Origin of the sequence: Allobosea sp. R86505 (genome assembly GCF_042466375.1) — a bacterium.
Taxonomy (GTDB): Bacteria; Pseudomonadota; Alphaproteobacteria; order Rhizobiales; family Beijerinckiaceae; genus Allobosea.
In genome coordinates this window covers 248,982-274,746 of sequence record NZ_JAXHPY010000001.1, presented here as the reverse complement: position 1 = coordinate 274,746, position 25,765 = coordinate 248,982, and the positions used below count along the sequence as shown (strand labels likewise).

Genomic DNA, 25,765 nt, shown 5'->3' with positions numbered 1-25,765 from the left:
GGGATCAGGCGAGCGCCGAACGTCCAGCCGGCGCAGCGCAGCTGCTGGTCAGGTCGATGGGGCCAAAAGCGCCGCTGCGTCGTCGGAAAAACTTGGAGAAGGGTGATGGGTCGATCGCTGCATGGCTGAACTCCGGTAACGAAATACGTCGATGAACGACGATTACCGTCGTCTTGCGTGGCCAGTCAACGGAAAGCGTCGATGCTCGACAAAAATCGAGATCGAGGGTAGATGCATGCGCATGATCACCCCTGCCCAATCCCGCGCAGCGCGAGCCCTCATCGAATGGTCACAGGAGGACCTCGCCAAGGCGGCCCATCTCGGATTGTCGACCATCCGCGATTTTGAAAAAGGACGCCGGACCCCATCTCACAACAATATGCTTGGGATCAAAACAGCGTTGGAAACGGCCGGCGTGTTGTTCATCCCGGAAAACGGTCACGGCGTGGGAGTCAGGTTGGCGAAACGATACGCAGAGTTTAGGGACGGTAAGCAAATTTTAGTTCGGGCATAGAGAATGCCATATAGCCCCTGTCGCGCGGCAGTTGGTCCTAGCTTGCCCGCTCGAGGTGTCGTCGCAGCGAGGCGTCATTGACGTGCCCTCTCCGTGAGGGACTACGAGACCCAGAGTTCCGGATCTCCGCATCCTTTCTGGGTCCTTGACGATCAACGAGCCGCGCCTATAGATGACGGCTCACCAAGGGGCTGTGGTTAAAAATGCATTCCAGTGCTTTCTTCGCGAAAGCGGCAGATATCTGCTCGCAGATCGACGTGACCAAAGTGGAGGCGCTTGCCGACGAACTCGTCGCATTGCGCGATCGGGGCGGGCGGTTGTTCATCCTGGGCGTCGGCGGTAGTGCCGGCAATGCGAGCCACGCCGTCAACGATTTTCGCAAGCTCTGCGGCATCGAGACCTACACGCCGATCGACAATGTCTCGGAGTTGACGGCCCGCACCAATGACGAGGGTTGGGAGACCGTTTTCGCCGGCTGGCTTGAAGTGAGCCGTCTCAAGAGCGACGACGCGCTGCTGATTTACTCGGTGGGCGGCGGAGACGTCGAACGGAACGTCAGCGTTAACATGATCCGTGCCATCGATCTCGCCAAGGAGCGCGGTGCAAAGGTGTTCGGCATCGTGGGACGCGACAGCGGCTACACGGCGAAGACGGGCGATGTCGTGGTCGTCGTTCCGCAGGTTGCACCGGAGTGGGTCACCCCCTTGTCGGAAGCCTTCCAGGCCGTGGTTTGGCACGGGCTGGTTTCTAACCCGAAGCTTCAGAAGCGCGCCACGAAGTGGTGAGCCATTCGGGCGTACGCGGCCAGTAGGGGCTCGCACGGGCATGACTGAAGTTCCTGCCGTTTTTCTTGATCGGGACGGCGTCATCGTCGTTCCGGAATTCAGGAACGGGCGGAGCTACGCGCCTGTGACGCTTGAGACCTTTGCTCTTTACCCGGCGATCGCGCCGTCCCTGTTGGCGCTGCGCGAGGAGGGATTCCGGATCGTCGTCGTCACAAATCAGCCGGATGTCGGCAAGGGGCTTATTTCGCCCACAGTTCTCGACGAGATGCATCGCATCATGTGCGAGTCGCTGCCGATCGATGATGTCCGAGTGTGCGCTCACACGCGCGAAGCCGCATGCGACTGCCGGAAGCCTCGGGCAGGCATGCTGTTGGCGGCTGCCCGTGCGAACGGTCTCTCGCTGACCGAAAGCTATATGGTCGGCGACCGCGACAGCGATATCGAGGCCGGGAAAGCCGCAGGCTGCAGAACTCTCTTTGTCGACCTCTCCTATACTGCTGAACCGAAGCCAGCGAATCCCGACTGGGTCGTATCTTCGCTTCAGGAAGCCGCTGCCGTCATCCTTGCCGACAAACGAAAAAGGAACCCAAGATGTCCGCCCTCGACTCTCTGAAGGTCAAGATTTTTGCCGACGGCGCTGAACTCGACGGCATCGTCAAGATGTCTCAGAACCCCCGCATCAAGGGCTTCACCACCAACCCTACGCTGATGCGCAAAGCCGGCGTGACGGATTACGAGGCTTTTGCTCGTAAGATCATCTCAGCCGTGCCGAACTACCCGGTGTCGTTCGAGGTCTTCGCCGATGATTTCGACGAGATGATCGCCCAAGGGCGCGCCATCGCCACCTGGGGTCCGAATGTCAACGTCAAGGTGCCGGTGACGGATACCAAGGGCAATTTCGCCGGACGTGTTATCGAGACCCTTTCGAAAGAGGGCGTTGTCCTCAACGTGACGGCGATTATGACGGTCGATCAGGTGAAAGCGATCGCCAAGGTGCTTGATCCCAACGTCGCTGCGATCATCTCGGTGTTCGCAGGCCGGATCGCCGACACCGGCGTCGATCCCATGCCGCTGATGCGCCGTTGCGTCGAGGCGCTGGCTGATTGCCCAAAGGCCGAACTCCTCTGGGCGAGCCCGCGTGAGCTGCTCAACATTTTCCACGCCGATGAAGTCGGCTGCAAGATCATCACCGTCACGAACGACGTACTCGCCAAGCTGGCCCTTGTCGGCAAGGATCTCGAAGAGTATTCGCGCGAAACGGTTCAGATGTTCTACAAGGACGCGACGGCGTCCGCTTTCACCATCGACTCGTCCAAGGTCGCCGCGTAAGCCGGTCCTGTCTCGGAGCTACCCATGTCCCTTCCTTTCAAGAACGTCCTCGTGACAGGCGGTGCGGGCTATGCCGGCAGCCTGCTCTGCCCGCAGCTCCTGGCCAGCGGTTACAACGTCACCTGCTACGATATCGGCTTTTTCGGGACGGAGTTCCTCCCGCACAGCAATCCGAACTTCAAATTCATTCAGGGTGACATCCGCGATGTCGCCAAGCTGCGCGAGGCCTTCAAAGGCATCGAATGCGTCGTCAATCTCGCCTGCATCTCGAATGACGCCAGCTTCGAGCTCGACGAAAGCCTCTCGACCACGATCAATCTTGATGCCTTTGAGCCGATGGTGATCGCGGCGAAGGAAGCCGGCGTGAAGCGCTTCGTCTATGCTTCTTCGAGCTCGGTTTACGGCGTTTCCGAGTCGCCCAACGTTACCGAGGATCATCCGCTTCTGCCGCTGACGCTCTACAACAAATACAAAGGCATGTGCGAGCCGCTGCTCAAAAAGCACACCGACGACAGCTTCATCGGCGTCATCTTCCGTCCGGCGACGCTGTGCGGCTACGCTCCCCGCCAGCGCCTTGACCTCTCAGTCAACATCCTGACCAACCACGCCGTCAACAACAACAAGATCACCGTTTTCGGCGGCGACCAGATGCGCCCGAACCTACATGTTCAGGACTACTGCAACGCGGTCGAGATGCTGATGACCGCTCCTGCGGAGAAGGTCCAGAACGAGACCTTCAACATCGGCTTCCAGAATATGAGCATTGCCGACCTCGCGCTGCTCGTGAAGGCTGTGGTGGAGGAGGAGTTCCCGGAGAAGGCGCCGATCGGCATCGTCACGACGCCGAGCGACGACAACCGATCCTACCATATCAATTCGGATAAGGTGACGCGCGTCCTGGGCTTCAAGCCGCAATTCAGCATCGAGGATGCCGTGCGCGACCTGTGCAAGGCATTCAAGGCGGGCAAGTTGTCCAACTCGATGACCGATACGGGTTACTACAACGTGAAGACGCTCAAGGCCAAGGAAGCCGCCTGATGAGCAAGCCTGTCGCCGTCGTCACAGGAGGCGCGGGCTTCATTGGCAGTCATATGGTCGACGTTCTGATCGAGGCCGGCTTTGCCGTCCGCGTCGTCGACAACCTGACCGGTGGGCACCTCAGCAACCTCAAGCAGCATCACGGCAATCCCGATCTCACGACGGAATGGGTGGACATCCGCACTCTCGAGCCCGGCAATGCCGTGTTCGAGGGCGCCCGCTATGTCTTCCATCTGGCGGGGATCGGCGACATCGTGCCGTCGATCGAGAAGCCCATCGACTACATGGACGTGAACGTCCAGGGCACGGTGCGCGTGCTGGAATGCGCGCGCGCGGCAGGCGTGCAGAAGCTCGTCTACGCGGCCTCGTCTTCCTGTTACGGTCTCGCCGACACGCCGACCCGGGAGGACCATCGGATCGATCCGATGTACCCCTATGCGCTCTCAAAGTATCAGGGTGAGCAAGCTGTTTTCCACTGGAACAAGGTTTACGGCCTGCCGGTCAACTCGATCTGCATCTTCAATGCCTACGGTCCTCGCGTGCGGACCACGGGTGTCTATGGTGCCGTGTTCGGCGTGTTCTTCCGACAGAAGCTTGCCGGCGCGCCCTATACTGTGGTCGGCGACGGAACACAGGCCCGCGACTTCATATATGTGCGCGATGTGGCCGAGGCCTTCTTCGCCTCGGCCATGACGGATGTCGTCGGCGAGCGGTTCAACGTCGGCGCGGACGATCCGCAGGCCATCAACCGGCTTGTCGAGATCCTGGGCGGCGACGTGGTCTATGTGCCAAAGCGCCCCGGCGAGCCCGACGTCACCCATGCTGACATCACCAAGATCAGGTCGATGCTCGGCTGGGAGCCAAAGGTGCCGTTCGAGCAGGGCGTCGCCAACATGCTCGCCAATATCGAGCGCTGGAATGACGCACCGCTATGGGACCCGAACTCGATCGCGAAGGCGACCGAAACCTGGTTCCGCTACATGTCGAAGAACGAAGGCTGATTCCCATGGCTATTTCGCTGACCGAGCGCTACCGCCACAAGATCGTCACGGCGGAGCAACTCCGCGAGATTCTCGGCCCGCCGCCGCGCAAGAAGCGGGCGATCATGTGCCACGGGGTCTTCGACGTCGTCCATCCCGGCCATGTGCGTCACCTGCTCTATGCCAAGAGCAAGGCGGACACGCTCGTCTGCAGCCTGACGGCCGACAAGCACATCTCGAAGGGCGCGCACCGGCCGCATATTCCGCAGGAGTTGCGAGCGGCCAACCTCGCGGCCTTCGAGATGGTCGACTATGTGGTGATCGACACCAACGCTAAGCCTCTCGAGAACATCCAGATCATTCAGCCCGACTATTTCGCCAAGGGCTTCGAGTACACGGCAGTGGGCATGCCGCCGAAAACGGCCGAGGAGGCCGCGATTGTCGAAGCCTATGGCGGCGAGATGATCTTCACGCCCGGCGACATCGTCTATTCGTCAACGAGCCTGATCAATCTGGCACCGCCGACGATCCAGTACGAGAAACTGCAGCTGGTGATGGAGCGCTACGGCGTCACCTTCGATAAGATGCGCGCCGCGATCGATGGCATGGTCGGCAAGAAGGTCCATGTCATCGGCGACACGATCGTCGATAGCTATACGCAATGCGCGATGATCGGCGGCCAGACCAAGACCCCGACGATGAGTGTTCTGTTCGAGCGCAAGCAGGACTTCGTCGGCGGCGCCGCCATCGTAGCGAAACACCTCCGCGCAGCGGGGGCCGACGTCACCTTCACCACTGTGCTCGGTGAGGACGGGTTGAAGGACTTCGTGCTGGACGATTTGCATGAGGTCGGTATCGACACCAAGGCGATCATCGACTCGACGCGACCGACCGTGAACAAGAACGCGATCGTGGTCGGGGGCTACCGTCTTCTCAAGGTCGATACGCTGGATAACCGATCGATCTCGGACACGATCCTGTCCCAGATGACGTCGGCGGTCTCGAGCGTTCCCGCCGATGCGGTGGTTTATTCCGACTTCCGTCACGGCATCTTCAATCGTCGCACGATCCCGGAGTTTGCGCGTGTTCTGCCGCCGGCGGCCTATAAGGTCGCCGACAGCCAGGTCGCGAGTCGCTGGGGCAACATCACCGAGTTCCAGGGCTTCGATCTGATCACGCCGAACGAGCGCGAGGCTCGCTTTGCGCTCGGCGACCAGGACTCGGGAATTCGCCCGCTGGCGTCTCAGCTCTATGACAAGTCGGCATGCAAGCTGCTGATGCTCAAGCTCGGCGAGCGCGGGATGCTGGTCTGCCGCGGGGCGGACCATGAATTGCTCGACAGCTTCTACGTCATCGATACCTTCGTCGAGCAGTTGGTGGATCCGGTGGGAGCGGGTGACGCGCTTCTGGCGTATTCGACGCTCGCCATGCTGGTGTCGCAGGACGATGCTGCCGCGAGCATCTTGGGCGCCATGGCCGCTGCGTGCGAATGCGAATATGACGGCAACATTCCGATCACCCCCGAAGCCATGCACCGCAAGATCGACCTGGTCGAAAAGCGCGTGAACTTCGGTTAATCTGATGCGGGTCGTTGTTGCAGGCTTGGGTGTTCAGGGACACAAGCGTCGCCGTTTTGCGGGTCGCGATTTCGTCGCGACCGTCGATCCGGTCAATCCGGAGGCGGATTTCCGCGATCTGGCCGATATTCCGCTCGACCGTTACGATGCGGTGCTGGCCTGCATCCCCGACGCGCCCAAGGTCGATCTGCTCAATTACTGCATTGCCAATGGCAAGCATGTCCTTGTCGAGAAGCCGCTCTGGGCCGCCGATGAAGCCGACATCATCGCGCTGGAGACGTCCGCACGGGCTCGCGGGGTCGTGCTGTACACGGCCTACAACCACCGCTTCGAGCCGCATTACGTGCGGATGCGGGACCTGATTGGTTCCGGCGAACTCGGCGAGATCTATTCCTGCAGAATGTTCTACGGCAATGGCACCGCACGGCTGGTGCGCGATTCCGTCTGGCGTGATCACGGCGCCGGCGTGCTGCCCGATCTCGGATCGCATCTGCTCGACACGTGCCGTTTCTGGTTCGGCGACATCTCCGACGCCTTCGCGCTGGTCGGGGCCCATGCCTTCGAGAACCGCTCGGCGGATCATGTCGTCATTGCCAATGAGGCGAGGCGGCCGCGGATCGAACTGGAGATGACGTTGCTGATGTGGCGCAATCACTTCACCTGCGACATCCTTGCCGAAAAGGGCACGGCGCATATCAGCTCGCTCTGCAAATGGGGTCCGAGTGAGTTCACCAAGCGCATGCGCGTGCTGCCGAGTGGGCGTCCGCCGGAAGACAGCGTCACGCTGGTCCAGGATGACCCGACCTGGGCCCTCGAATACGCCCACTTCAAGGGCCTGGTCGAGGGCGGTGCGCAGACCGATCTGACAGATGCGCTCTGGCTCCATCGCACGCTCAAGCGGCTCGGCGATGCCGTCGAGGCCCGAATCGCGGAGAATGCGGCATGACCACCGTCGGGTTCGCCGGCATGACCCATCTTGGCCTCGTTTCGGCGACGGGGATCGCCGCCAAGGGGTTCAAGACGGTCTGCTACGATGGCGATGCCGCGCTTGTCGGGCGCCTGCGCGCCGGCAATCTCCCGGTGCTCGAACCGGGGTTGGACGCGCTCGTCGCGGCCAATGGCGATCGGCAGCATTTCACGGCCGATCTGGCGGACCTGTCGGGCTGTGACGTCGTCTACATCGCTCCCGACATCCCGACCGACAATCAGGGCCGCAGTGACACCGCCGTCATTCACCGGTTGATCGATGCGGTGGCTCCCGTGCTGGCCCCGACCGCCATCATGGTCGTGCTGTCGCAGGTTGAGCCGGGCTTCACGCGTGGGCTGAGCCAGCCTGCTCCGGAGCGACGCTACTACCAGGTGGAGACGCTCGTCTTCGGCCGGGCCGTCGAGCGCACGATGGAGCCCGAGCGCTACATCATCGGTTGCGCCGATCCCGCAACGCCGCTGCCGCCGCATTTCGACGCTGTGCTGAAGGCCTTCGACTGTCCGATTCTGCCGATGCGCTACGAAAGCGCCGAACTGGCCAAGATTTCGATCAATTTCTGCCTGGTCGCCTCCGTTAGCGTCGCCAACACCTTGGCCGAGGTCTGCGAGGAGATCGGAGCGGACTGGTCCGAGATCGTCCCGGCTCTGAAGCTCGACCGGCGCATCGGCGCCTATTCCTACCTCGCCCCCGGCCTCGGCATTGCCGGCGGCAATCTCGAGCGTGATCTCGCGACGATCCAGCGTATCGGTGCGCAGCATGGGACAGATACCGGCGTCGTCGCGGCCTGGAAGGCCAACAGCCTACATCGCCGCGATTGGGCGGCGCGGACCATCAGGAAGGGCCTTCTCGACGCGAAGCCGGATGCGACGCTCGCGATCTGGGGGCTGGCCTATAAGGAAAACACCCATTCGGTGAAGAACTCCCCTTCGCTAGCCACGATCGGCCAGCTCGCCGGTGCGAAGCTTCGGCTTCACGACCCTGTCGTGCCGGCGAGCGTCGTCTCCCGGCCGGGTAGCGAGGGGGTCGCTTCCGCGCTCGAGGCGCTCGATGGCGCAGACGCTCTCCTGATCCTCACGCCTTGGCCCGAATACCGGGACATCGCCCCTGCCGACATCGTCGCCCGGCTCGGCGGGAGGCTCGTCCTCGATCCCTATGCGGTCCTCAACGCCGACAAGGCGCGCGCGGCCGGGCTCGACCATCGCACGCTCGGGCGCGCCCCAGTCAGGAACTGAGACACCATGCTGACGCATCACACAAACGCCGACAGCCGGCCTGAACGGGTCGTCGTCATCGGCGCCAACAGTTTCGTCGCCAGGGCTCTGACGGCGCGCCTGATCACGGCTGGCGTCGAGGTGCTGGGGCTCGGTCGTGCCCAAGTCGATCTCGCTGCGGACGGCGCAGGCCCGATTCTAGCCGGCTTTCTGCGGCCCACGGACAGTGTCGTCGCCGTCGCTGCCAAGGCTCCTTGCCGCAATGTTGTTGACTTCCTGGTCAACGCCCGGATCATCGCGACGATGGTGGATGCGCTGCGGGCCCAGCCTGTCGCGCATCTCCTCAACATCAGCTCCGACGCGGTCTATGGCGACGAGCCGGTTCCGCTCACCGAAGCCGCGCCCGCGGCGCCTGGAAGCCTGCACGGCGCAATGCATCTCTCGCGCGAGATTGCTCTGTCGGGTCTGGGCATCCCCTTCGCCACCTTGCGGCCGACACTGATCTACGGGGCATCGGATCCCCATGGCGGCTACGGCCCCAACATGTTCCGCCGGAAGGCGAACCGAGGCGAGGAGATTCTCCTCTTCGGCGAGGGCGAGGAGCGCCGCGATCATGTTGCGGTCGAAGATGTCGCCGAACTGGCCGCGCGGATCCTGCTGAGGCGCTCGACGGGGCGCCTGAATGCAGCCTCCGGCCAGGTCACCAGTTTCCGCGACATCGCGGTCGCGGCCGCCCGCATCGCAGGCCGCAGCGTGGCCATCACGGGGCGGCCCAGGTCGGGCCCGATGCCGCACAACGGCTATCGCCCCTTCGATGTGTCGGCCACGACGGCCGCCTTCCCCGAATTCACCTATACGGACCTGGAGAGCGGCATGGTGCGGGCCCAGGCGACGGAGTTTCCCCATGGCTGAGGTCGATCTGCTGCGCTCCCTGCCCAAGCCGAAGCGCAACATCCAGAAGCGGTCCGAGGCCAAGGACCCGGCCGTCATCGCCATCGCCAAACAGTATGGCGAGATGTACTGGGACGGGCCGCGCGAATATGGCTATGGCGGCTATCGCTACGACGGGCGCTGGCGTGCGGTCGCCCGCGACATCATCGCGCATTATGGCCTGGCGGCCGGGATGAAGGTGCTGGATGTCGGCTGCGGCAAAGGTTTCCTGGTCAAGGACCTGATGCTTGAATGCCCGGGTCTCGAGGTCTTCGGGCTCGACGTCTCGCTGTACGCCATCCTGAACGCGCCGGAGGAACTGGCGGGCCGGCTCCACCTCGGCACGGCCGAGAAGCTGCCCTTCCCCGACAATGCGTTCGACTGCGTCATCTCGCTCAATACCATCCACAACTTCCCCCGGCCGCGTGCGATCAAGGCGATGGCCGAGATCGAGCGGGTGTCCAAGACCAACAAGTCCTTCGTCGTCGTCGACAGCTACCTGACCGAGGAGCAGAAGGCGGTGTTCGAAAGCTGGGTCCTGACCGCCGAGTTCTACGGCTATCCGGACGAGTGGATCGCCGTGTTCGAGGAAGCGGGCTACACCGGCGACTGGAACTGGACCATCATCGAATGAGCGACCCGCTGTTGTCGCGCAATCTGTTCAGCCCGCCGGTCAAGCTCAGCTTCAAGGACGCGGCGGCGGCCCTGATTTTGCTCGATGACGGCCGCTATCTGATGCAGTTGCGCGACGACAAGCCGGGCATCTTCTATCCCGATCACTGGGGCCTCTTCGGCGGGGCGATTGAAGACGGAGAGGATGCCGAGACCGCGCTCCGCCGCGAATTGCGGGAGGAACTCGGCTATGATACCGGTCCCGTGACCTATTTCACCAAGATGGATTTCGGCTTCGACAGCATCGGCGCGAGCCGCTCGGTCAGGGTCTTCTACGAGGTTGCGATGAAGGCGTCGGATCTCGAAGGGCTCGTTCTGACGGAAGGCAGCGCTTTCGAGGCTGTCGCTGTCGGCGACCTCCTGATCAACCGTCGCATCGTGCCCTACGATTCCTTCGCGATCTGGCTGCACCACCACTGGCGCAACCGGGTCTGGGACGATGAATCCCGCCAACCGAACCCAATAAGCTAGCGAGAAGAGAAGACCGATGGGCAAGACATACTGCATCCTGGGCGGCGGCGGCAGCTTCGGCATCCATGCCGCGCTCTATCTTCTTGATCATGCCAACCCGAAGAAGGTGATCGGCATCGGCCGTAACCCGCTGCGGCCGGAGCCTTTCTCGCTGGGGATCGAGAAGCGGGAAGGCTATGTCTACCACGCCCGCCATCTGACCTATGAGATGGATCTCCTGCTCGAACTCCTCGACAAGGAGAAGCCCGAGGTCATCGTGAATTTTGCCGCGCAGGGCGAGGGCGCGGTGTCGTGGAAGCACTCCTGGCGCTTCTTCGAGACGAATTCGATGGCGCTGGCCAAGCTCTCGGAAGAGCTGATGAAGCGCGACTGGCTCGAGCGCTTCATCCAGATCGGAACCTCGGAGATGTATGGTTCCGTCGAGCACGCGACCAAGGAAGACGAGCCGATCAAGCCGTCGAGCCCCTATGCGGCTTCCAAAGTTGCCTTCGACATGTATCTCGAGTCGGTTCACAAGTTCCTCAAGTTCCCGATGAACGTGATCCGGCCGTCCAACGCCTATTGCCCCGGCCAGCTCCTCCATCGCGTCATCCCCAAGGCCGTCTGGTGCGGGCTGACGGGGAACAAGCTGCCGCTGCATGGTGGCGGTCGGGCTGAGAAGTCGTATCTGCATGCGCGCGACCTCGGCCGCGCGATCCATCTCGTTGCGGAGAAGGCGCCTTTCGGCGAAATCTACAATGCCGGCCCGAAGGACCCGACCTCGATACGCGAAGTGGTTGAGCGCACCGCCAACGCGCTCGGCATGCCGTTCGAGGAGCTCTGCACCGTGACCGGTGATCGCCTCGGCCAGGATTCCCGCTATTGGCTCGACTCCAGCAAGATCAAGAGGGATCTCGGCTGGGAGCCGGAGATCGGCTGGGATGAAGGCCTCGCCGAGATGGTCGCCTGGGGGCACAAGTACATCGACGAGTTGCGCCAGTGGCCGACCGATTACGTGCTGCGCGGGTGATGGGCCGATGACCGACCTCCAGGGTGCTTCCGCCGTGCCGCGCAACAGCTTCGACAAGGCGGCTGCACAGAACCGCTGCCGGACCTATCGTCGGCGCATTCTCGAGATCTCGCAGCAGGTCTCGGCGCTTCATGTCGCGCCGGCCTTCTCCTGCACCGAGATCACGGATTTCGTATACAACGAGCTGATGCGCCCGGAGGTGGATGGCTCGCAGGACGTGTTCATCATGTCCAAGGGCCATGGCTGCATGATCCAGTATGTGATCCTCGAGGAGCGCGGCGTGCTCTCTCGCGCGGACCTCGACTCCTACTGCAAGCCGGACGGGCGCCTCGGCGCCCATCCGGACTATGGTGTCCCGGGTATCCATGCCTCGACGGGTTCTCTCGGTCACGGGCTCGGCATCGCCACCGGTCAGGCTCATGCGGAGAAGCTGAAGGGGACCGACACCCGGATCTTCTGCGTCCTGTCCGACGGCGAGTTCCAGGAGGGCTCGACCTGGGAAGCGATGATGATGGCCGGCAATCTGGGCCTCGATAATCTCGTCGCCTTCATGGACAACAACGACTTCTCGGGGCTCGAGCGGATGAGCGAAGGCCACAAGGCTTTCTACCCGCTGGTCGCCAAGGCCGAGGCGTTCGGCTGGGAGGCTGTCGAGGTCGAGGGCCACGACGAGGAGGCGATGTTCGAGGCGATCGGACGGCGCAAGGGCGGCAAGCCCTTCCTCATGATTTGCAGGACGATCAAGGGTAAGGGTGTCTCCTACATGGAGCACGTTCCGATCTGGCACTATCGCTCACCGAACGCGGGCGAATATCAGCAGGCGCTGCAGGAAATCGAGGCATGAGGAACAGGTTCGCCGATACGTTCTACGAGCTCGGGAAAGAGGATCCCCGACTCTGCATCGTCGTGGCCGACATCTCGCCTGCCGGTTCCATTGCGAAGTTCCGCGAAGAGTTCCCGGGCCGTTTCGTCAACACGGGCGTCTCTGAACAGATCATGATCGGGATGGTGGCGGGCATGTCGCAGCGCAAGCTGCGGCCCTTCGCCTACACGATCGCGACGTTCACGCTCTATCGCCCGTTTGAGATGGTGCGCGACGATCTCTGCTATCAGCACCTGCCCGTGACGATCGTCGGCATCGGCGGCGGCGTCACTTATTCGACGCTGGGCGCAACCCACCACGCGCAGGAGGATGTCGCCATCGCCTGCACGCTGCCGAACATGTCCGTCATCGCCCCCTGCGATCCGGCGGAGGTCGAGTTGGCGACCCGCTGGTGCGCCACCCAGGAGCAGGGGCCGGTCTATCTGCGTCTCGGCAAGGCCGGCGAGCCTGATTTCACCAAGGACGCTCCCGAGCCGTGGCAGTTCGGGAAGGTCCGTCTGATCCGGCCGGGCGAGGATGTCGCGATCATCTCCTACGGCACGATCATGAAGCAGGCTTTCGGCGTCGCCGAGCGCTTCAAGGAGCGCGGCCAGAGCACTGCGATCTATTCGATGCACACGGTAAAGCCCTTCGACCGCGACGGCATCGCCGCCATCCTCTCGCGCTTCAAGAAGGTCGTCGTGATCGAGGAATGCGCGCCCAATGGCAGCTTGTCCATGCAGGTCCAGCAGCTCGCATGGCAGATGAAGGCGAGCGCCAGCGTCGATGTCTTCACGCTGCAGGATGCCTTTATTCACTGCTATGGCAGTCATGACGACATCCTTGCGGCTCATGGGCTCTCCGTGCCCCGGATCAGTGAAGCACTCGGACTCGGCTGAGGCGGTCCGGGCGGCGCGGCGTGGCCCATATTCTGATTCTGGGGGCGGATGGCAGCATCGGCCGGCATATGGCTGGCCGTCTGACGTCGCTCGGTCATGCGGTGACCGAAACCACCCGCCGCGCCGAGTCGGTGCGGCCGGGCCGCATCCTGGCGGACTTCGCTGATCCAGCGTGGTCCGCCACGTCGCTGCCGGCGGCCGACATGATCCTGATCTGCGCCGCGATGGCGCGCTTTGCCGACTGTCGCGAGCGGCCCGACATCGCGCGTCGCGTCAATGTCGACATGCCGGCGCAGATCGGTGCCCGAGCGCGTGGGACCGGCTCGCGCGTCGTCCTGCTGTCGACGAGCGCAGTGTTCGATTGCCTTTCGCCGCTGCGGAAGGCGGAAGACGCCATGGCGCCCGCATCGGCCTATGGCCGCATGAAGGCCGAGGCCGAGGAGGCATTTCTGGCGCTGGGGCCCGCCACGGCGGTGCTGCGGCTGACCAAGGTTCTGACGCCGGACATGGCCCTGCTGACCGGCTGGGTCGCGGCCCTGAAGGCCGGGTCGTCCGTGCGCGCGTTCGCCGACATGACCGTTGCCCCGATTACGCTCGCCGACGTCGAGGCGGCGCTTCTGGCCCTACTGGCAGACGGCGGCAGTGGGCGCTATCAGGTCTCGGCGGCCGACGACGTCTCCTACGCGGCCATCGCACGTCATCTCGCCCAGAGGCTGGCGGTCGACGAGAGCCTTGTCGAAGCCGTCGGTGCTTCTTCTGCCGGAATACCGGATAACGAGATCATGCGGTACACCAGTCTCGACACCAGGCGCCTCCAGGCCATCTCCCGATGGCGGCCGTCCTCCGCTCTGGCGGCCGTGGACCGGGTCTTTCCTTTGCCTTAACGCCGCCATGCGCGACCGACATGGTCGGGCACGGAGAAAGGTCTAACGCGCAGCCGTCCTTCAATCTCGTCGAGCCCGTGCCGGAATCAACGTTGCAACCGAATCTTCATCGTCCGACCGTCTCGGTCATCATTCCCAACTTCAATCATGCGACCGTGCTGCCGCGCGCGGTTCGGGCTTACCTCGCCCAAACCTTGAAGCCGACCGAGATCATCATCATTGACGATTGTTCGACGGACGACAGCATTGCGATCGCGACCTCCCTGGTGGACGAGGCGCCCGACATCGTCCGGCTGCTCCGGCACGAGATCAATGGCGGGCCCAATGCCGGTGTCGCGACCGGGCTCAGTGTGGCGACCGGCGAGTTCGTCACCTTCGCGGCTGCCGATGATGTCGTCGAGCCGGAGTTCCTGCAAGTCTCGGTTCGAGGCGCTCCAGCACCATACGCGGGCTGGTTTGAGCTTCCTTGACCCGTCGCGATTGCTTCTGCCGGACGAAATCGTCGAGCGCGTCCCCCTCTCCCTCGCGCCGGTGCCGACCTATTTCGACCCCGACGACATGGAGCGGCTCTTCAGGCGCAATTCCTTCACTATCTCGTCGAACACGGTCGTCTACCGTCGCGCGGCCATCGCTGCGCTCGGCGGCTTTCGCAAGGACCTGGAGTGGCAGGCGGACTGGATGGCGAATCTGGTGACGTCGTTCCGGCTTGGTGCCGTCTACATCCCGCGGGCTCTCGCCCACTTCACAGTAAATCCCAAGGGCTATGGCGAGCGCGGCGTCCGCTCTGCCGAAGGCCAACGCCGCCTGCTGGAGACATGCCTGCGCGCCATTGAGCAGGACTATCCCGACGTCGCCGACCGTTTCAAGCGCGCGGGAACCATTCCCGAAATGCGGCTGCGCACGCTCGGTTGGCTTCTGGCGAGCGAGCGCGGTCGACGCTTCGTCAGCCCCCGTCTGGCCTCCGTGCTGGTCTTGCGCGAGGCCTGGGCCAGGCTGCGCCCCCTGGCGCCGCTCGGCCTGCGCCGGTGGATGCGCCGCCGTCTGGCCGCCCGCTGAAAGTGGCGCCCAGGGCGGATTTGCCTTGCCTTTACAGGATGGTGGCGAGGGCTTATGAGCCAGCGATCTCTCCTCGTCGCCAGTAACTTAAGCGATCCGGTTTATGCTGAACCCCGAATTCTGGCGCGGTCGCAGCGTGGTCGTGACTGGGCACACCGGCTTCAAGGGCGCTTGGCTCTGTCTGTGGCTGGAGCGGATGGGAGCCCGTGTCAGCGGGTTTGCTCTCGCTCCTGATGCCATCAGCAGCCCCTACGAACTGCTGCGCCCTGCACTGGCCAGCGAGCATATCGGCGACATCCGCGAGAGCAGGCCGATCGCTGCCTTTCTGCGGCAGGCCGAGCCGGAGATCGTGATCCACATGGCCGCTCAGCCGCTCGTGCGGCTGTCCTATGCCCAGCCGGTCGAAACCTTCTCGACCAATATCATGGGCACGGTGCATCTGCTTGAGGCGGTGAGGGCCTGCCCGTCCGTGCGTGCGGCGGTGATCGTCACCACGGACAAGGTCTATGAGAACAAGGAGCACGGGCTGGCCTTCCGCGAGGAGGATCCGCTCGGCGGGCATGATCCTTACAGCAGTTCCAAGGCCGGCACCGAAATCGTCACCGCCAGTTATCGGGCGAGCTTCTTCGGCGCGCCCGGGGCGGCGCGCATCGCCTCCGCGCGAGCCGGCAATGTCGTAGGCGGCGGCGACTGGTCGGCCGATCGGCTGATCCCCGATCTCGTCCGTGCCTTGGGGGCAAAGGCGCCGATCTGCCTGCGCTATCCGCGTTCGGTCCGTCCCTGGCTGCATGTGCTCGAGCCGCTTTCGGGTTATCTCGCCCTCGCGGAGAAACTGGTCGAAGCGCCCGAGGCGGCCCCCGATGCGCTGAATTTCGCGCCGGATCCGGCGCAATCGTACACGGTGGCAGACGTCGTCGAACGTTTCGGGGACGAGTTCGACGGAAAGCCCGGCTGGATTCAGGCCAACGGGGATCATCCGCGCGAGGCGGCGCTGTTGATGTTGGATCCCGCTCTGGCGGCGCTGCAGCTCGGCTGGCGCGCGCGCCTGGATTTCGACGCGACGATCCGCTGGACTGCGGAATGGTATCGCGACCATATGGCCGGAGCGGATATGCGCGGCCGCACGGTCGGCCAGATCGAGCGCTACGCCGCCCTGATCGCGGCTCAAGGGGAGACATTGTCGGCATGAAGGTTGTCATTCTGGCTGGCGGCTTCGGCACAAGGCTTTCCGAAGAGACGGTGTTGACACCCAAGCCGATGGTTCAGGTCGGTGGTGCGCCGATCCTCTGGCACATCATGAAGACCTACGCCCATTGGGGTTTCAACGAGTTCGTGGTGGCGCTCGGCTACAAGGGCGACGTCATCAAGGATTATTTCCTGCACTACGGCGAACTGGCAGGCGATCTGACCGTCGATCTGCGCCGCAACAGCGTGACCCAGACCCGCCGCAGCCACGAGGACTGGACGGTTCATCTGGTCGATACGGGGCTGAAGACCCTGACGGGCGGACGCCTGCGCCGACTCGCCCATCTGCTGGGCGATGAGCCCTTCATGCTCACCTATGGCGACGGCGTGTCCGACGTCGACGTTCCGGCGCTCATCGCTCTTCACCGCCAGCGCGGCGGCCTCGCGACCGTGACAGCGGTGCGCCCGCCGGCCCGTTTCGGAGGTATCGCCTTTGAGGATGACCACGTGACCGGGTTTGCCGAGAAGCGTCAGACGGACGAGGGCTGGATCAACGGCGGCTTCATGGTGATGGAGCCGGGCGTGATGACCTATCTGAAGTCGGACGAGGATGTGCTCGAGGTCGATCTGCTGGAGCGGCTTGCCGCCGACCGTCGTCTCGTCGCCCATCGTCATGAGGGTTTCTGGCAGTGCATGGACACCGTGCGCGACCGCCAGACGCTCGAGGGTCTCTGGGAGACGGGCCGCGCACCCTGGAAGCTGTGGGACAAATGACCGGATTGTCTGCCATGACCTCGCATCGCTGCCGCGCCTGCGGTTGCACCGACCTGAAGCCCGTCCTCGATCTTGGCAAGGTGCCACTGGCCAACTCGCTGCTGACGGCCGAGGAGGTCGCGGCGGGAGAGGAGGATCGGTTTCCGCTGGCGCTGTTCTTTTGCCCAGAATGCACCCTGGTCCAGATCGGTGAGACCGTCATCCCCGATCGTCTGTTCAAGCACTATCTCTATGCCTCGTCCTTCTCCGAGACGATGCTGCGCCATGCCCGCACCCTCGTGGAGCGGATGATTGGCGAACGCTCCCTTAGAGGCGAATCCCTCGTCGTCGAGATCGCGAGCAATGACGGCTATCTGCTGCAGTACTACAAGCAGAACGGCATTCCGGTTCAGGGCGTCGAGCCGGCCGAGAACATTGCGGCGATGGCTGTTCGCGACAAGGGGATCCCGACGCTGGTTGAATTTTTCAGCTCAGAACTCGGGCTGCGTCTGGCGGCCGAGGGGCGTCTGGCCGATGTGGTCCATGCCCATAACGTTTTCGCACATGTGCCCGACCCCAGTGACTTCGTCCGGGGGCTGAAGGCCGTCCTGAAGCCCGAGGGCGTCGTAGTCATCGAGGCGCCCTATCTGGGGACGCTGATCCGCAAGCTCGAATTCGACACGATCTACCACGAGCATTTCAGCTACTTCAGTCTGACGGCTGTCCATCGCATGGTTGAGCGCTGTGGGATGCGCCTCGTCGATGTCGAGGAGGTTGAGATCCACGGCGGATCGCTCAGAATGTTCATCGGCCATCAGGGTGCGGCGGCCCCGTCACCGCGGGTTGCCGACATGTTGGAACGCGAGGCGAAGGAGGGCATGTGCGACTTCGCCTTCTATGAGAGCTTTGCCGAGAAGGTAGGGGCGCTGAAGCAGGATCTGGTTGGTCTCTTGCAGCGGCTGAAAGCCGATGGACGCAGCATTGCGGGCTATGGCGCCTCCGCCAAGGGCAGCACGCTGATGAACGCCTTCGGCATCGACGCCACCTTGCTGGACTTCATCGTCGATCGCTCGACGCTGAAGCAGGGCCTGTTCACGCCGGGCAACCATCTGCCGATCCTTGAGCCTGCCGCGCTCGTCGAGCGGAAGCCCGACTATGCCGTTCTCCTGACCTGGAACTTCGCCGAGGAAATCCTGGCGCAACAGCAGGCCTATCGGGAGGGCGGTGGGCGCTTCATTCTCCCGGTGCCTGCCGTCGAGATCATCTGAGGTTGAGCCGTGCCCACGGTCATGCTCACGGGGCCGTCTGGTTTCCTCGGCTCCCATCTGCTGTACCGCCTCCTGCGCGAACCGGAAGTGCGGGTCCATGCCGTCGCTCGCACGGGGACGGGGCGGACGCATGAGCGTCTGACCTGGCATCGCGGTGATCTTCTCGAGCCGGGCCTCGCATCGCGACTGATGGCCGAGATCAGGCCGACGCATCTGCTTCACAACGCCTGGTTCGCGGTACCGGGGCGGTTCTGGAGCGATCCGTCCAATCTTGCCTGGCTCCGGGCAAGCGTCGATCTGATGGCCGCCTTTGCGGCAGCCTCCGGCCAGCGCTTCGTCGGGGTCGGCACCTGCGCGGAATACGACTGGACGGGCACTGAACCCTATGCCGAAGACCGGACGCCGATCAGGCCGGCCACGTTGTATGGGAAAGCGAAGGCCGCTTGCTGGGCTGCTGCGCAGGTGTTCGAGGCTGCCGGTTCATTCCAGGCCGCCTGGGGGCGCATTTTTCTGCCCTATGGGCCGGGTGACACAACAGGGCGGCTGCTACCGAGCCTGATGTGCGAGCTCAGGGCCGGGCGGCCCATGTCACTGGGGGATGGCAGCCTCGAGCGCGACTTCATCTACGCCGCAGATGCCGCCGACCTGCTTGTCAGAATGCTGATGTCTCAGGCAAACGGCGCATTCAATGTGGCGAGCGGACAGGCAACAACCCTGCAGGTTGCGATCGATCATGTCGCCGATCGGCTCGGTCGAAGGGATCTGCTGCGTTTCGGCGAGCGGCCGACACCCGTGAATGAACCGTCGCGACTGGTGGCAGACCCGACCAAGGTTCGGGAGACGTTGGGCTGGACCCCGCAGACTTCGCTGTTGCACGGGCTTGATACGGTGCTGCAAAGCAGCTTACAAGGCCACCAATGAAAAGCGGCGCCGCCCGCATTCCCTGACCAAACGAAAGCTCTGCCGCTGATGCGCCTGATCATCGACACGAATGCCAAGACCGTGCAGAAGGATGACGGGAGCGCCCTCGATCTTTACGGTCGCGAAGCTTTCGACCTGCTGGCGCAGCTTTGGCTGAAGACGAGCTGGAACCAGAAGTACTCATACACCTTTTCGTGGATGGGCCGGCCGGTTATTCAACATCCCGACGACATGATCCGCCTGCAGGAGGCGATCTATCGGCTGAAGCCCGACGTGATCATCGAGACCGGTGTGGCCCATGGCGGTTCGCTGATTTATTCGGCCTCTCTGCTCAAGGCGATGGGCAAGGACGGTGGCAGGGTCGTCGGTGTCGACATCGAGATCCGGCCACATAACCGCAATGCGATCGAAGCGCATGAACTCGCCGGCATGATCACGCTGGTGGAAGGCGACTCGGTTGCGCCGGCAATCGTTGCCCAGGCCGCTGCAGCGATCCGGCCCGGCGACGTTGTCATGGTCATCCTCGATTCCAACCACTCCTATGCCCATGTCACCTCAGAACTGGACGCCTATGCCTCGCTCGTGACGCCCGGTTCCTATATCGTGGCGACCGACGGGATCATGGAGATGGTGTACGATACGCCGCGTGGCCAGCCGGGCTGGGATCAGGACAACCCGTCCCGTGCCGCCGTCGACTTTGCCGCGCGCCGCCCAGATTTCGTCGTCGAAGAGCCGCTGATGCCCTTTAATGAAAGCGATCTCGATCGCTGGGTCACGGCCTGGCCGAACGCCTGGCTGAAGCGCGTTTCCTGACAGCGATCCGGGGCGGAGCGTTTGAAGATAGAGGCACTCACGCCGGTCGGGCTTTACCTCCTGACGCCCGAGCCCATCACGGATGTCCGGGGCTTCTTCGCGCGCTGCTTCAGCCGGGACGAAATGGTCGGTGCCGGGCTCGTGGCCGATTATCCGGAGTGGAGCCTGTCCTTCAATCGCCGTCGTGGGACGTTACGGGGCCTTCACATGCAGAGGCAGCCCCATGCCGAGGTCAAGATGGTGCAGTGCATCCGTGGAGCGGTGCTGGACGTCGCGGTTGATCTGCGGCCGGACTCGCCGACCTTCGGTGCGTATCGGGCGATCGAGCTCTCGTCAGAGAATCGCCGGTCTTTTTATATTCCGGCAGGCTTTGCGCACGGATACCAGACGCTCACGGACGACGCCGAATTGCTCTATCACATCAGTGTCCGGCATGCGCCGGACCATGCCTGCGGGGTCCGCTGGGATGATCCGGACCTCGCCATTGAATGGCCTGAGGCCGATGGCCGGACCATCTCGGATCGGGATCTGAACCTGCCCTTCCTGGCCGCACTCACGACCGAATGGCGGATCGGAACAGTCTGATGTCGATGTTGCACCCCGCCACGATCCTCAAGATCGACCGCGCCAACCGGCTCATTGGGCGAAACCCGAAGACGGTCGTCTTCGTGACGCCCCTCTTGCGGCCGCGCGAGATCAAGATGGCTTCGGGGCTGCGCAGCCATGGCTGGAAGATCGTGCTGCTCTACAGGCAGACCACGCCCTTCGACCCTTCGAACTTCTTCGATCTCGCGATCAAGCTGCCCGACGAGGCGGCAATGCACCGCGTCGCGAAGATCCTCGAGCCGCGCCTATGTCATGTCTTCTCCGGCGCGGTGGACGAGGGCATCCTGCGGTTCTGCCGCGACAAGCCATCGCTCGTCGTCGTCGATCTCAACGACATCTTCTGCCCCTCGCTGTTCAATTACCTGCACGAGCGTTTCGAGCCGACGCGCGAATGCCTTGATCTAGCGGACGGCCTCGTCTGTCGCGATCTGCAGCCGAAGGTCGCCCAGCGGCTGGACCGCTATAACCTTCCCTCGAACATCCTGATGTTTCCGGAATATCCTTGGATCGACGGCCCTGCTGCGGCCGGCGCCAAGCCGAAGGGCGACCCCGCAGAGGTGAGCGTCGTTTCGGTCGGTACCTTCACGCTCGAGACGCAGGGGATGCTGGACAGCGCCTATCTCAAGATGGCGCGGATGCTGGCCGAGCAGAAGATCCATTTTCACATCTACCCTCACTGGTTCTATCGGGACGCGCCGGGTTCCTCGTTCCGTTTCGACCCGGACAAGGATTTCGCTGACTTTCTCGCGCTCGAGCGGGAAACGCCCTATGTGCATCTCCACGACAGCCTTCCGGTCGAGGAACTGGCGCGCGAATTGCCGCAATATGATTTCGGCATTGTGGCAGGGGGATGCGAAGCGCTGGGGCAGAAGCTCGGTTTCCTCACCGAGAACTACATGCAGAGTTGCTATTCTGGCCGTATCGCGGATTATCTCGATGCGCGCCTGCCGGTGATCATCAACCGCGAGGTGGGGTTCAACTATCGTTTGCTCGATCACTACGGCATCGGCGTCGATCTCGGCGGGCTGCAGCAGCCCGGGTTCCGCGAGCGGCTGCTGACGCTCAAATCCGACGGAGACCTCGCCGAACGCGTGGCGTCGACCGCGCGCCGGCTCGACCTCAGCCCGCAGAGCGCGCGGCTCGATCGATTCTACGAAGCCATGTTGCGGGAAAGGCCGGTCAGCGACATTCGCGTGCCGGTCTGGATGCGTGCCACCAAGAGGCTGCCCGTGCTCGGTCGGCGCATTGCGACGGTGCTCGAGAAAGCCCAGGAGGCCAACCGCGGAGACTGGATCGAGGCCAGGAATGCACGCTTGCGCAACCAGCTTGATGCCGAAAAGGCGGAGCGCAAGGCGCTTGTGGAGGCTACGGAACGGTTGCTTGCACTGCTGGGCGCTCCTGCCCCGAAGGTCTCCGTCGAAGCCGGCATGCGCGACCGACTGATCGATCGGCTAGACACTGCCGCTGATGAGCTACGTCGGAAAGCCTCCAGCCGTGTCTTCGATCGCGACCAGATGGCGGTCAAATACCACGCGACATTGGAAGAAAACCGGGCTCTTCAGGCGCGGATGGCCGATCTGCGGCAGGAACTCCAACTCGGCGGCCTCCAGGTGGACGAAATCGCCGGTCTCCTGAACTGGCCGGAGATTTCGAACGACAAGGAGCGCGCGAGCAGCTTCGCCGAGCTTCTGCGGATGACACGCTTGTTCGTCGAGGCCAGCCGCCGCGGCGCTGGTTCGCCTGGGGGCACCTCCTCGGCCTGGAGTCTGCTGAACCGCAAGAACCTCGACCAGCTCCTGGCCGATGGCTACCGGCGCTTTAAGCGCACGATCGCGCTCAACTACTTCACCTTTGCGGTGCAGGCGGGCGATCCTCAGATCGCTACGCTGGAGGCTTTGATCGGCCAGCCGCGGGCGGGAGAGCTCTGGGCGCTCGCCGAGCAATTGCCGGATGATCCGGATTTCGAGATCAAGCCTCAGACGCACTTCCGCTATCTGATGCTCCTGCTCTGGGAACATGCGCTCTCGATTGACGCGCTCGGCGTGCTCGACAAGGTCGAAGAGCCGGAGGAGGGTTCCCCGGTTTCACTCTCAGTCAACGGGGCGCGCATCTCGCAGGATCTCGCCAACTCGGCGATCGAGATGTATTCGATCGGGCAGGGCGTTGACTTTTCGTCGGTTCGGCGCGTCGCCGAGATCGGTGGCGGGTATGGGCGCAACGCCTATATGCTGGCGCGGTCGCACCCCCATCTCAAGATCGTCATGGTGGACATTCCGCCTTCGCTCTATCTTTCCCAGCGGTACCTTACCTCCGTTTTGCCGCAACGGGAGGCGTTTCGCGTGCGCGATTTCGGCAGCTTCGACGAGGTGAGGGCGGAGATTGAGGCGGCTTCGCTGGTCTTCCTTCTGCCCCACCAGCTGGCGATGCTGCCTGCGGACTATCTGGATCTTGCGATCAACATCTCGTCCTTCGGCGAAATGACCAAGGACCAAATCGAGTATTACTTCAACGAGATCGATCGGACCACGCGCGGGGCGTTTTTCTCCAAGCAGTGGGTCGAATCAAAGAATCCATTCGACAGTCTGGCCCTGACCGAGGCCGATTATCCGGTCCGATCGAGCTGGCGGAAGGTTTTCTCGCGTCCCTGCGTCACGAATGATGCCTTTTTCGAATCGCTCTACGAGACGAGAAGCCGATGAGTAAGGCCACGCGATACTGCGGCATCTACGATTTCGAGCTGCTGCCCTACGCGCTCGGTGATGCGCTGACGTGGAACGTGCAGACGGCGCTGCGTTGCCTTGCGGCTGGCCGCCGGGTCGTCGATGCCTATATCTGCATCGATCCGAACCACCCGTCGAGCATCTATCAGCGCGGCCTCGTAACCTCCGAAAATTGCGCGTTGTTTTTCAACGAGCTCTTCGGCGCCTTCGGTACGCATCCGCTTTTGGGGAACATCCACCTCTACGCGTCGCGCGACGAGATGCTGACCCGGCTGAGGGAGGTCGCGGCCGGCGACGCCGTCAACGGCGAGGTGCTGGAGGATTACGAGAGTGTTCTGGGGCAGCGGGACAATGCCGACGCTCTCAACAGCTACTTCATCAAATACATCTATTCGCATGCTCGGCTGAATGCCTATCATGAGGATCATGGCCGTATCCCTCTGCTCGTCGAGAGCCGGGGATGCGCGCCCGACGTCGAGGGGCTGCTCGCGGGCCCGCTCGCCGGAAAACGGGTCGTGGTCATTCATCCGCGCCTGCGGCGGCTCGACAACGGGCTCGCCGGGGACCACACCTATTCCCGCGATTCCGACTTCCTCGAATGGTTCGAGTTCGTGCGGCTCGCGGAAACGAGCCACCCGCAAGTGCAGTTCGTGGTCATGGGGCGGCTCCAGGAAAAGCCGCTCGAACTGCTGCGACGCCCCAATGTGACCAGCCTGCGGGCGCTTGGGCTCGGCCTCGGTCATGAACTGACCCTGATGCTCCGCTCGGACCTTTTCATCGGCACGTCGAGCGGTTTTGCGGCGATGGCCAATTTCTCCGAGGTTCCCTATTTCATCACGCATATGAATCCGGAATCCTGCAACGCCTACGCGATTCCCAATGGGGCGGAACGGCTGCCCTTCGCCGCACCGAACCAGGTCCTTGTCTATGAGCGCGAGAGCCGGGCACTGCTTCAGTCCCTGCTGGAGCGTGGTCTTGCGCTTCCGCCGCGCAACGCCGCGCCTGCGCTTCAGCGCAAGACCGTTGTCGATGTCCGCGCTTTCGAGCGTGACCGCGCGGCCCTTCTCGTGCCGCACGCATCGACGAGCCGGTTTTTCATCGACGACACCTATGCCGATCAGGAGACGGCCTTTCTGGTCTGGCCGCGTGTGCAGGCAGGCTTCGAGGCTGCCACCCAGGGGCAGGATGGCCAGGCTCGGGCCACGGCTCAGCGCGTCGCCGACAATTTTCCGCGCCTGCCAGGTCGGTTTGCTGAACTCGCCGCCCTGTCGAAGGGAGCGGTGCCGCCGCCGCAGCGATTGGCCAAGGATCGCCTCAAGCGTCGCCTAGTGCGGTTAATGGATGGGAACATCCTGCCGGATTCGCTTCGTGGAACCGCGATCCACAGCATCGGCCGTCGGATCAAGGATATGGTGTTGGGGTACAGACGCCGATGACACGGTTTGTCTACACGCCGGACTCCCGGCCGGTTTATGCCAACCTGCTGTCGCCGATCCGTGTCGTTCGTGATCTGTGGCGCTACAGGGAGTTGACTTGGACGCTGGCCCAGCGTGATTTTACCGCAACCTATCGCAGCACCTTTCTCGGCGCCGCCTGGACCATCCTGAGCCCGCTGATTCTGCTGGCGCTCTTCACCTTTGTCTTCGGATATATTTTCAACGGGCGCTTTACCGGTAAGGCCGAGGAAACACCGGCCGAGTTCGCGCTGGCCCTCTTCGTCGGCCTGAGTTTCTACCAATGCATCGCTGCGGCGCTGACACAGTCGCCGAGCCTGCTGATGTCGAATGCGAGCTATGTGAAGAGCATTGCCTTTCCGGTCGAGACGCTGGCCGTCGGCAGCGTCACGATCATGATGATGAACCTGCTGATCGGCCTCGCACTGTGTCAGATCGGCTTTGTCGTCCTGCACGGGTTCATGCATTGGACGTCGGTGTTTCTGATCGTCCACATCCTGTGCATCGGGCTGATCGCGCTTGGCATATCCTGGTTCCTGTCGGCGCTGTCGGTGTTCATCCGGGATGTGCCTTCGGTGACGTCTCCACTGAGCATGGTCCTGATGTTCCTCAGCGGCGTCTTCTTTCCGATCGAATCGCTGCCTCCGCGGCTGCAGATCATATTCAAGCTCAATCCGCTCGCGCTCATCATCGACCAGGCACGAGGCGCCATGCTGTTCGGCAAGGTGCCGTCCTTCACTGTTATGGCTCTGGCGCTGGCGCTCAGTGTCGCGATCGCCGTGGCCGGCTATGCGTTCTTCATGCGCAGCAAGTCAGCTTTTTCCGACGTGATGTAGAGAT

Annotated in this window: 27 protein-coding genes; all 27 read left to right on the top strand. The window is 63.0% G+C overall.

Annotated features, from left to right (window positions below; translation table 11 throughout):
- Positions 1–151 precede the first annotated feature (151 nt).
- On the top strand, positions 152–514 hold the full coding sequence (locus tag SJY11_RS01290; protein WP_376984668.1) for a helix-turn-helix transcriptional regulator: 363 nt from the start codon (positions 152–154) through the stop codon (positions 512–514).
- A 203-nt stretch (positions 515–717) separates the two neighbouring features.
- Positions 718–1,299, top strand: a complete 582-nt coding sequence (locus SJY11_RS01285; protein ID WP_376984667.1) for an SIS domain-containing protein — start codon at positions 718–720, stop codon at positions 1,297–1,299.
- Positions 1,300–1,339: 40 nt separating this feature from the next.
- Positions 1,340–1,912 carry a D-glycero-alpha-D-manno-heptose-1,7-bisphosphate 7-phosphatase gene (locus SJY11_RS01280; RefSeq protein ID WP_376984666.1) on the top strand — a complete coding sequence of 191 codons (573 nt, stop codon included), beginning with the start codon at positions 1,340–1,342 and terminating at the stop codon, positions 1,910–1,912.
- Positions 1,891–2,628 (top strand): transaldolase, encoded by a 738-nt coding sequence (locus SJY11_RS01275; protein WP_376984665.1) that lies wholly within the window; start codon positions 1,891–1,893, stop codon positions 2,626–2,628. The genes SJY11_RS01280 and SJY11_RS01275 overlap by 22 nt, the downstream gene beginning before the upstream one ends.
- 24 nt (positions 2,629–2,652) lie before the next feature.
- Positions 2,653–3,666, top strand: a complete 1,014-nt coding sequence (locus SJY11_RS01270; protein WP_376984664.1) for an NAD-dependent epimerase/dehydratase family protein — start codon at positions 2,653–2,655, stop codon at positions 3,664–3,666.
- Positions 3,666–4,667, top strand: coding sequence for an NAD-dependent epimerase/dehydratase family protein (locus SJY11_RS01265; protein ID WP_376984663.1), 1,002 nt, complete (start codon positions 3,666–3,668; stop codon positions 4,665–4,667). The genes SJY11_RS01270 and SJY11_RS01265 overlap by 1 nt, the downstream gene beginning before the upstream one ends.
- The gene (locus SJY11_RS01260) at positions 4,598–6,223 is read left to right on the top strand and encodes a PfkB family carbohydrate kinase (RefSeq protein WP_376984662.1); all 1,626 of its coding nucleotides are present in this window, start codon (positions 4,598–4,600) and stop codon (positions 6,221–6,223) included. Before SJY11_RS01265 ends, SJY11_RS01260 begins: the two co-directional genes overlap by 70 nt.
- A gap of 4 nt (positions 6,224–6,227) precedes the next feature.
- On the top strand, positions 6,228–7,169 hold the full coding sequence (locus tag SJY11_RS01255; protein WP_376984661.1) for a Gfo/Idh/MocA family protein: 942 nt from the start codon (positions 6,228–6,230) through the stop codon (positions 7,167–7,169).
- Positions 7,166–8,443 (top strand): nucleotide sugar dehydrogenase, encoded by a 1,278-nt coding sequence (locus tag SJY11_RS01250; protein ID WP_376984660.1) that lies wholly within the window; start codon positions 7,166–7,168, stop codon positions 8,441–8,443. Before SJY11_RS01255 ends, SJY11_RS01250 begins: the two co-directional genes overlap by 4 nt.
- 6 nt (positions 8,444–8,449) lie before the next feature.
- A complete protein-coding gene (locus SJY11_RS01245; RefSeq protein WP_376984659.1) occupies positions 8,450–9,334 on the top strand; it encodes an NAD-dependent epimerase/dehydratase family protein in 885 nt (294 codons plus the stop codon).
- Positions 9,327–9,986: a class I SAM-dependent methyltransferase gene (locus SJY11_RS01240; protein WP_376984658.1), complete on the top strand. Its 660-nt coding sequence runs from the start codon at positions 9,327–9,329 to the stop codon at positions 9,984–9,986. The genes SJY11_RS01245 and SJY11_RS01240 overlap by 8 nt, the downstream gene beginning before the upstream one ends.
- The gene (locus SJY11_RS01235) at positions 9,983–10,495 is read left to right on the top strand and encodes an NUDIX hydrolase (RefSeq protein WP_376984657.1); all 513 of its coding nucleotides are present in this window, start codon (positions 9,983–9,985) and stop codon (positions 10,493–10,495) included. The genes SJY11_RS01240 and SJY11_RS01235 overlap by 4 nt, the downstream gene beginning before the upstream one ends.
- A 16-nt stretch (positions 10,496–10,511) precedes the next feature.
- Entirely contained in the window at positions 10,512–11,504 is a 993-nt protein-coding gene (locus SJY11_RS01230; protein WP_376984656.1) for a GDP-mannose 4,6-dehydratase, read from the top strand.
- Positions 11,505–11,511: 7 nt separating this feature from the next.
- A complete protein-coding gene (locus tag SJY11_RS01225) occupies positions 11,512–12,348 on the top strand; it encodes a transketolase (RefSeq protein WP_376984655.1) in 837 nt (278 codons plus the stop codon).
- Positions 12,345–13,265: a transketolase family protein gene (locus tag SJY11_RS01220; protein ID WP_376984654.1), complete on the top strand. Its 921-nt coding sequence runs from the start codon at positions 12,345–12,347 to the stop codon at positions 13,263–13,265. The genes SJY11_RS01225 and SJY11_RS01220 overlap by 4 nt, the downstream gene beginning before the upstream one ends.
- 20 nt (positions 13,266–13,285) lie before the next feature.
- Positions 13,286–14,149 (top strand): sugar nucleotide-binding protein, encoded by an 864-nt coding sequence (locus tag SJY11_RS01215; RefSeq protein WP_376984653.1) that lies wholly within the window; start codon positions 13,286–13,288, stop codon positions 14,147–14,149.
- Entirely contained in the window at positions 14,095–14,619 is a 525-nt protein-coding gene (locus SJY11_RS01210) for a glycosyltransferase family 2 protein (RefSeq protein WP_376984652.1), read from the top strand. The genes SJY11_RS01215 and SJY11_RS01210 overlap by 55 nt, the downstream gene beginning before the upstream one ends.
- Complete coding sequence (locus SJY11_RS01205; RefSeq protein ID WP_376984651.1) at positions 14,606–15,205, top strand: hypothetical protein; 600 nt, start codon at positions 14,606–14,608, stop codon at positions 15,203–15,205. The genes SJY11_RS01210 and SJY11_RS01205 overlap by 14 nt, the downstream gene beginning before the upstream one ends.
- A 103-nt stretch (positions 15,206–15,308) precedes the next feature.
- Positions 15,309–16,394, top strand: coding sequence for a CDP-glucose 4,6-dehydratase (gene rfbG / locus SJY11_RS01200; RefSeq protein WP_376984650.1), 1,086 nt, complete (start codon positions 15,309–15,311; stop codon positions 16,392–16,394).
- Entirely contained in the window at positions 16,391–17,164 is a 774-nt protein-coding gene (gene rfbF / locus SJY11_RS01195; protein ID WP_376984649.1) for a glucose-1-phosphate cytidylyltransferase, read from the top strand. The genes rfbG and rfbF overlap by 4 nt, the downstream gene beginning before the upstream one ends.
- 14 nt (positions 17,165–17,178) lie before the next feature.
- The gene (locus SJY11_RS01190; RefSeq protein ID WP_376984648.1) at positions 17,179–18,411 is read left to right on the top strand and encodes a class I SAM-dependent methyltransferase; all 1,233 of its coding nucleotides are present in this window, start codon (positions 17,179–17,181) and stop codon (positions 18,409–18,411) included.
- A 9-nt stretch (positions 18,412–18,420) separates the two neighbouring features.
- Positions 18,421–19,332, top strand: a complete 912-nt coding sequence (locus SJY11_RS01185; protein WP_376984647.1) for an NAD-dependent epimerase/dehydratase family protein — start codon at positions 18,421–18,423, stop codon at positions 19,330–19,332.
- Between the two features lie 48 nt (positions 19,333–19,380).
- The gene (locus tag SJY11_RS01180; protein WP_376984645.1) at positions 19,381–20,145 is read left to right on the top strand and encodes a cephalosporin hydroxylase family protein; all 765 of its coding nucleotides are present in this window, start codon (positions 19,381–19,383) and stop codon (positions 20,143–20,145) included.
- A gap of 21 nt (positions 20,146–20,166) precedes the next feature.
- On the top strand, positions 20,167–20,730 hold the full coding sequence (gene rfbC, locus SJY11_RS01175; protein ID WP_376984643.1) for a dTDP-4-dehydrorhamnose 3,5-epimerase: 564 nt from the start codon (positions 20,167–20,169) through the stop codon (positions 20,728–20,730).
- Positions 20,730–23,450, top strand: coding sequence for a putative sugar O-methyltransferase (locus SJY11_RS01170; protein ID WP_376984642.1), 2,721 nt, complete (start codon positions 20,730–20,732; stop codon positions 23,448–23,450). Before rfbC ends, SJY11_RS01170 begins: the two co-directional genes overlap by 1 nt.
- Entirely contained in the window at positions 23,447–24,907 is a 1,461-nt protein-coding gene (locus SJY11_RS01165; protein ID WP_376984641.1) for a hypothetical protein, read from the top strand. The genes SJY11_RS01170 and SJY11_RS01165 overlap by 4 nt, the downstream gene beginning before the upstream one ends.
- On the top strand, positions 24,904–25,761 hold the full coding sequence (locus tag SJY11_RS01160) for an ABC transporter permease (RefSeq protein ID WP_376984640.1): 858 nt from the start codon (positions 24,904–24,906) through the stop codon (positions 25,759–25,761). The genes SJY11_RS01165 and SJY11_RS01160 overlap by 4 nt, the downstream gene beginning before the upstream one ends.
- Positions 25,762–25,765 lie beyond the last annotated feature (4 nt).

Coding starts and splice junctions, on each gene's coding strand:
- SJY11_RS01260 (WP_376984662.1), top strand. CDS start 4,598: ATGGGACCCGAACTCGATCGCGAAGGCGACCGAAACCTGGTTCCGCTA.
- SJY11_RS01245 (WP_376984659.1), top strand. CDS start 8,450: ATGCTGACGCATCACACAAACGCCGACAGCCGGCCTGAACGGGTCGTC.
- SJY11_RS01230 (WP_376984656.1), top strand. CDS start 10,512: ATGGGCAAGACATACTGCATCCTGGGCGGCGGCGGCAGCTTCGGCATC.
- SJY11_RS01235 (WP_376984657.1), top strand. CDS start 9,983: ATGAGCGACCCGCTGTTGTCGCGCAATCTGTTCAGCCCGCCGGTCAAG.
- SJY11_RS01180 (WP_376984645.1), top strand. CDS start 19,381: ATGCGCCTGATCATCGACACGAATGCCAAGACCGTGCAGAAGGATGAC.
- rfbF (WP_376984649.1), top strand. CDS start 16,391: ATGAAGGTTGTCATTCTGGCTGGCGGCTTCGGCACAAGGCTTTCCGAA.
- SJY11_RS01270 (WP_376984664.1), top strand. CDS start 2,653: ATGTCCCTTCCTTTCAAGAACGTCCTCGTGACAGGCGGTGCGGGCTAT.
- SJY11_RS01210 (WP_376984652.1), top strand. CDS start 14,095: ATGGCGGCCGTCCTCCGCTCTGGCGGCCGTGGACCGGGTCTTTCCTTT.
- SJY11_RS01250 (WP_376984660.1), top strand. CDS start 7,166: ATGACCACCGTCGGGTTCGCCGGCATGACCCATCTTGGCCTCGTTTCG.
- SJY11_RS01265 (WP_376984663.1), top strand. CDS start 3,666: ATGAGCAAGCCTGTCGCCGTCGTCACAGGAGGCGCGGGCTTCATTGGC.
- SJY11_RS01160 (WP_376984640.1), top strand. CDS start 24,904: ATGACACGGTTTGTCTACACGCCGGACTCCCGGCCGGTTTATGCCAAC.
- SJY11_RS01280 (WP_376984666.1), top strand. CDS start 1,340: ATGACTGAAGTTCCTGCCGTTTTTCTTGATCGGGACGGCGTCATCGTC.
- SJY11_RS01170 (WP_376984642.1), top strand. CDS start 20,730: ATGTCGATGTTGCACCCCGCCACGATCCTCAAGATCGACCGCGCCAAC.
- SJY11_RS01190 (WP_376984648.1), top strand. CDS start 17,179: ATGACCTCGCATCGCTGCCGCGCCTGCGGTTGCACCGACCTGAAGCCC.
- SJY11_RS01285 (WP_376984667.1), top strand. CDS start 718: ATGCATTCCAGTGCTTTCTTCGCGAAAGCGGCAGATATCTGCTCGCAG.
- SJY11_RS01165 (WP_376984641.1), top strand. CDS start 23,447: ATGAGTAAGGCCACGCGATACTGCGGCATCTACGATTTCGAGCTGCTG.
- SJY11_RS01240 (WP_376984658.1), top strand. CDS start 9,327: ATGGCTGAGGTCGATCTGCTGCGCTCCCTGCCCAAGCCGAAGCGCAAC.
- SJY11_RS01290 (WP_376984668.1), top strand. CDS start 152: ATGAACGACGATTACCGTCGTCTTGCGTGGCCAGTCAACGGAAAGCGT.
- SJY11_RS01255 (WP_376984661.1), top strand. CDS start 6,228: ATGCGGGTCGTTGTTGCAGGCTTGGGTGTTCAGGGACACAAGCGTCGC.
- rfbG (WP_376984650.1), top strand. CDS start 15,309: ATGCTGAACCCCGAATTCTGGCGCGGTCGCAGCGTGGTCGTGACTGGG.
- SJY11_RS01220 (WP_376984654.1), top strand. CDS start 12,345: ATGAGGAACAGGTTCGCCGATACGTTCTACGAGCTCGGGAAAGAGGAT.
- SJY11_RS01225 (WP_376984655.1), top strand. CDS start 11,512: ATGACCGACCTCCAGGGTGCTTCCGCCGTGCCGCGCAACAGCTTCGAC.
- SJY11_RS01275 (WP_376984665.1), top strand. CDS start 1,891: ATGTCCGCCCTCGACTCTCTGAAGGTCAAGATTTTTGCCGACGGCGCT.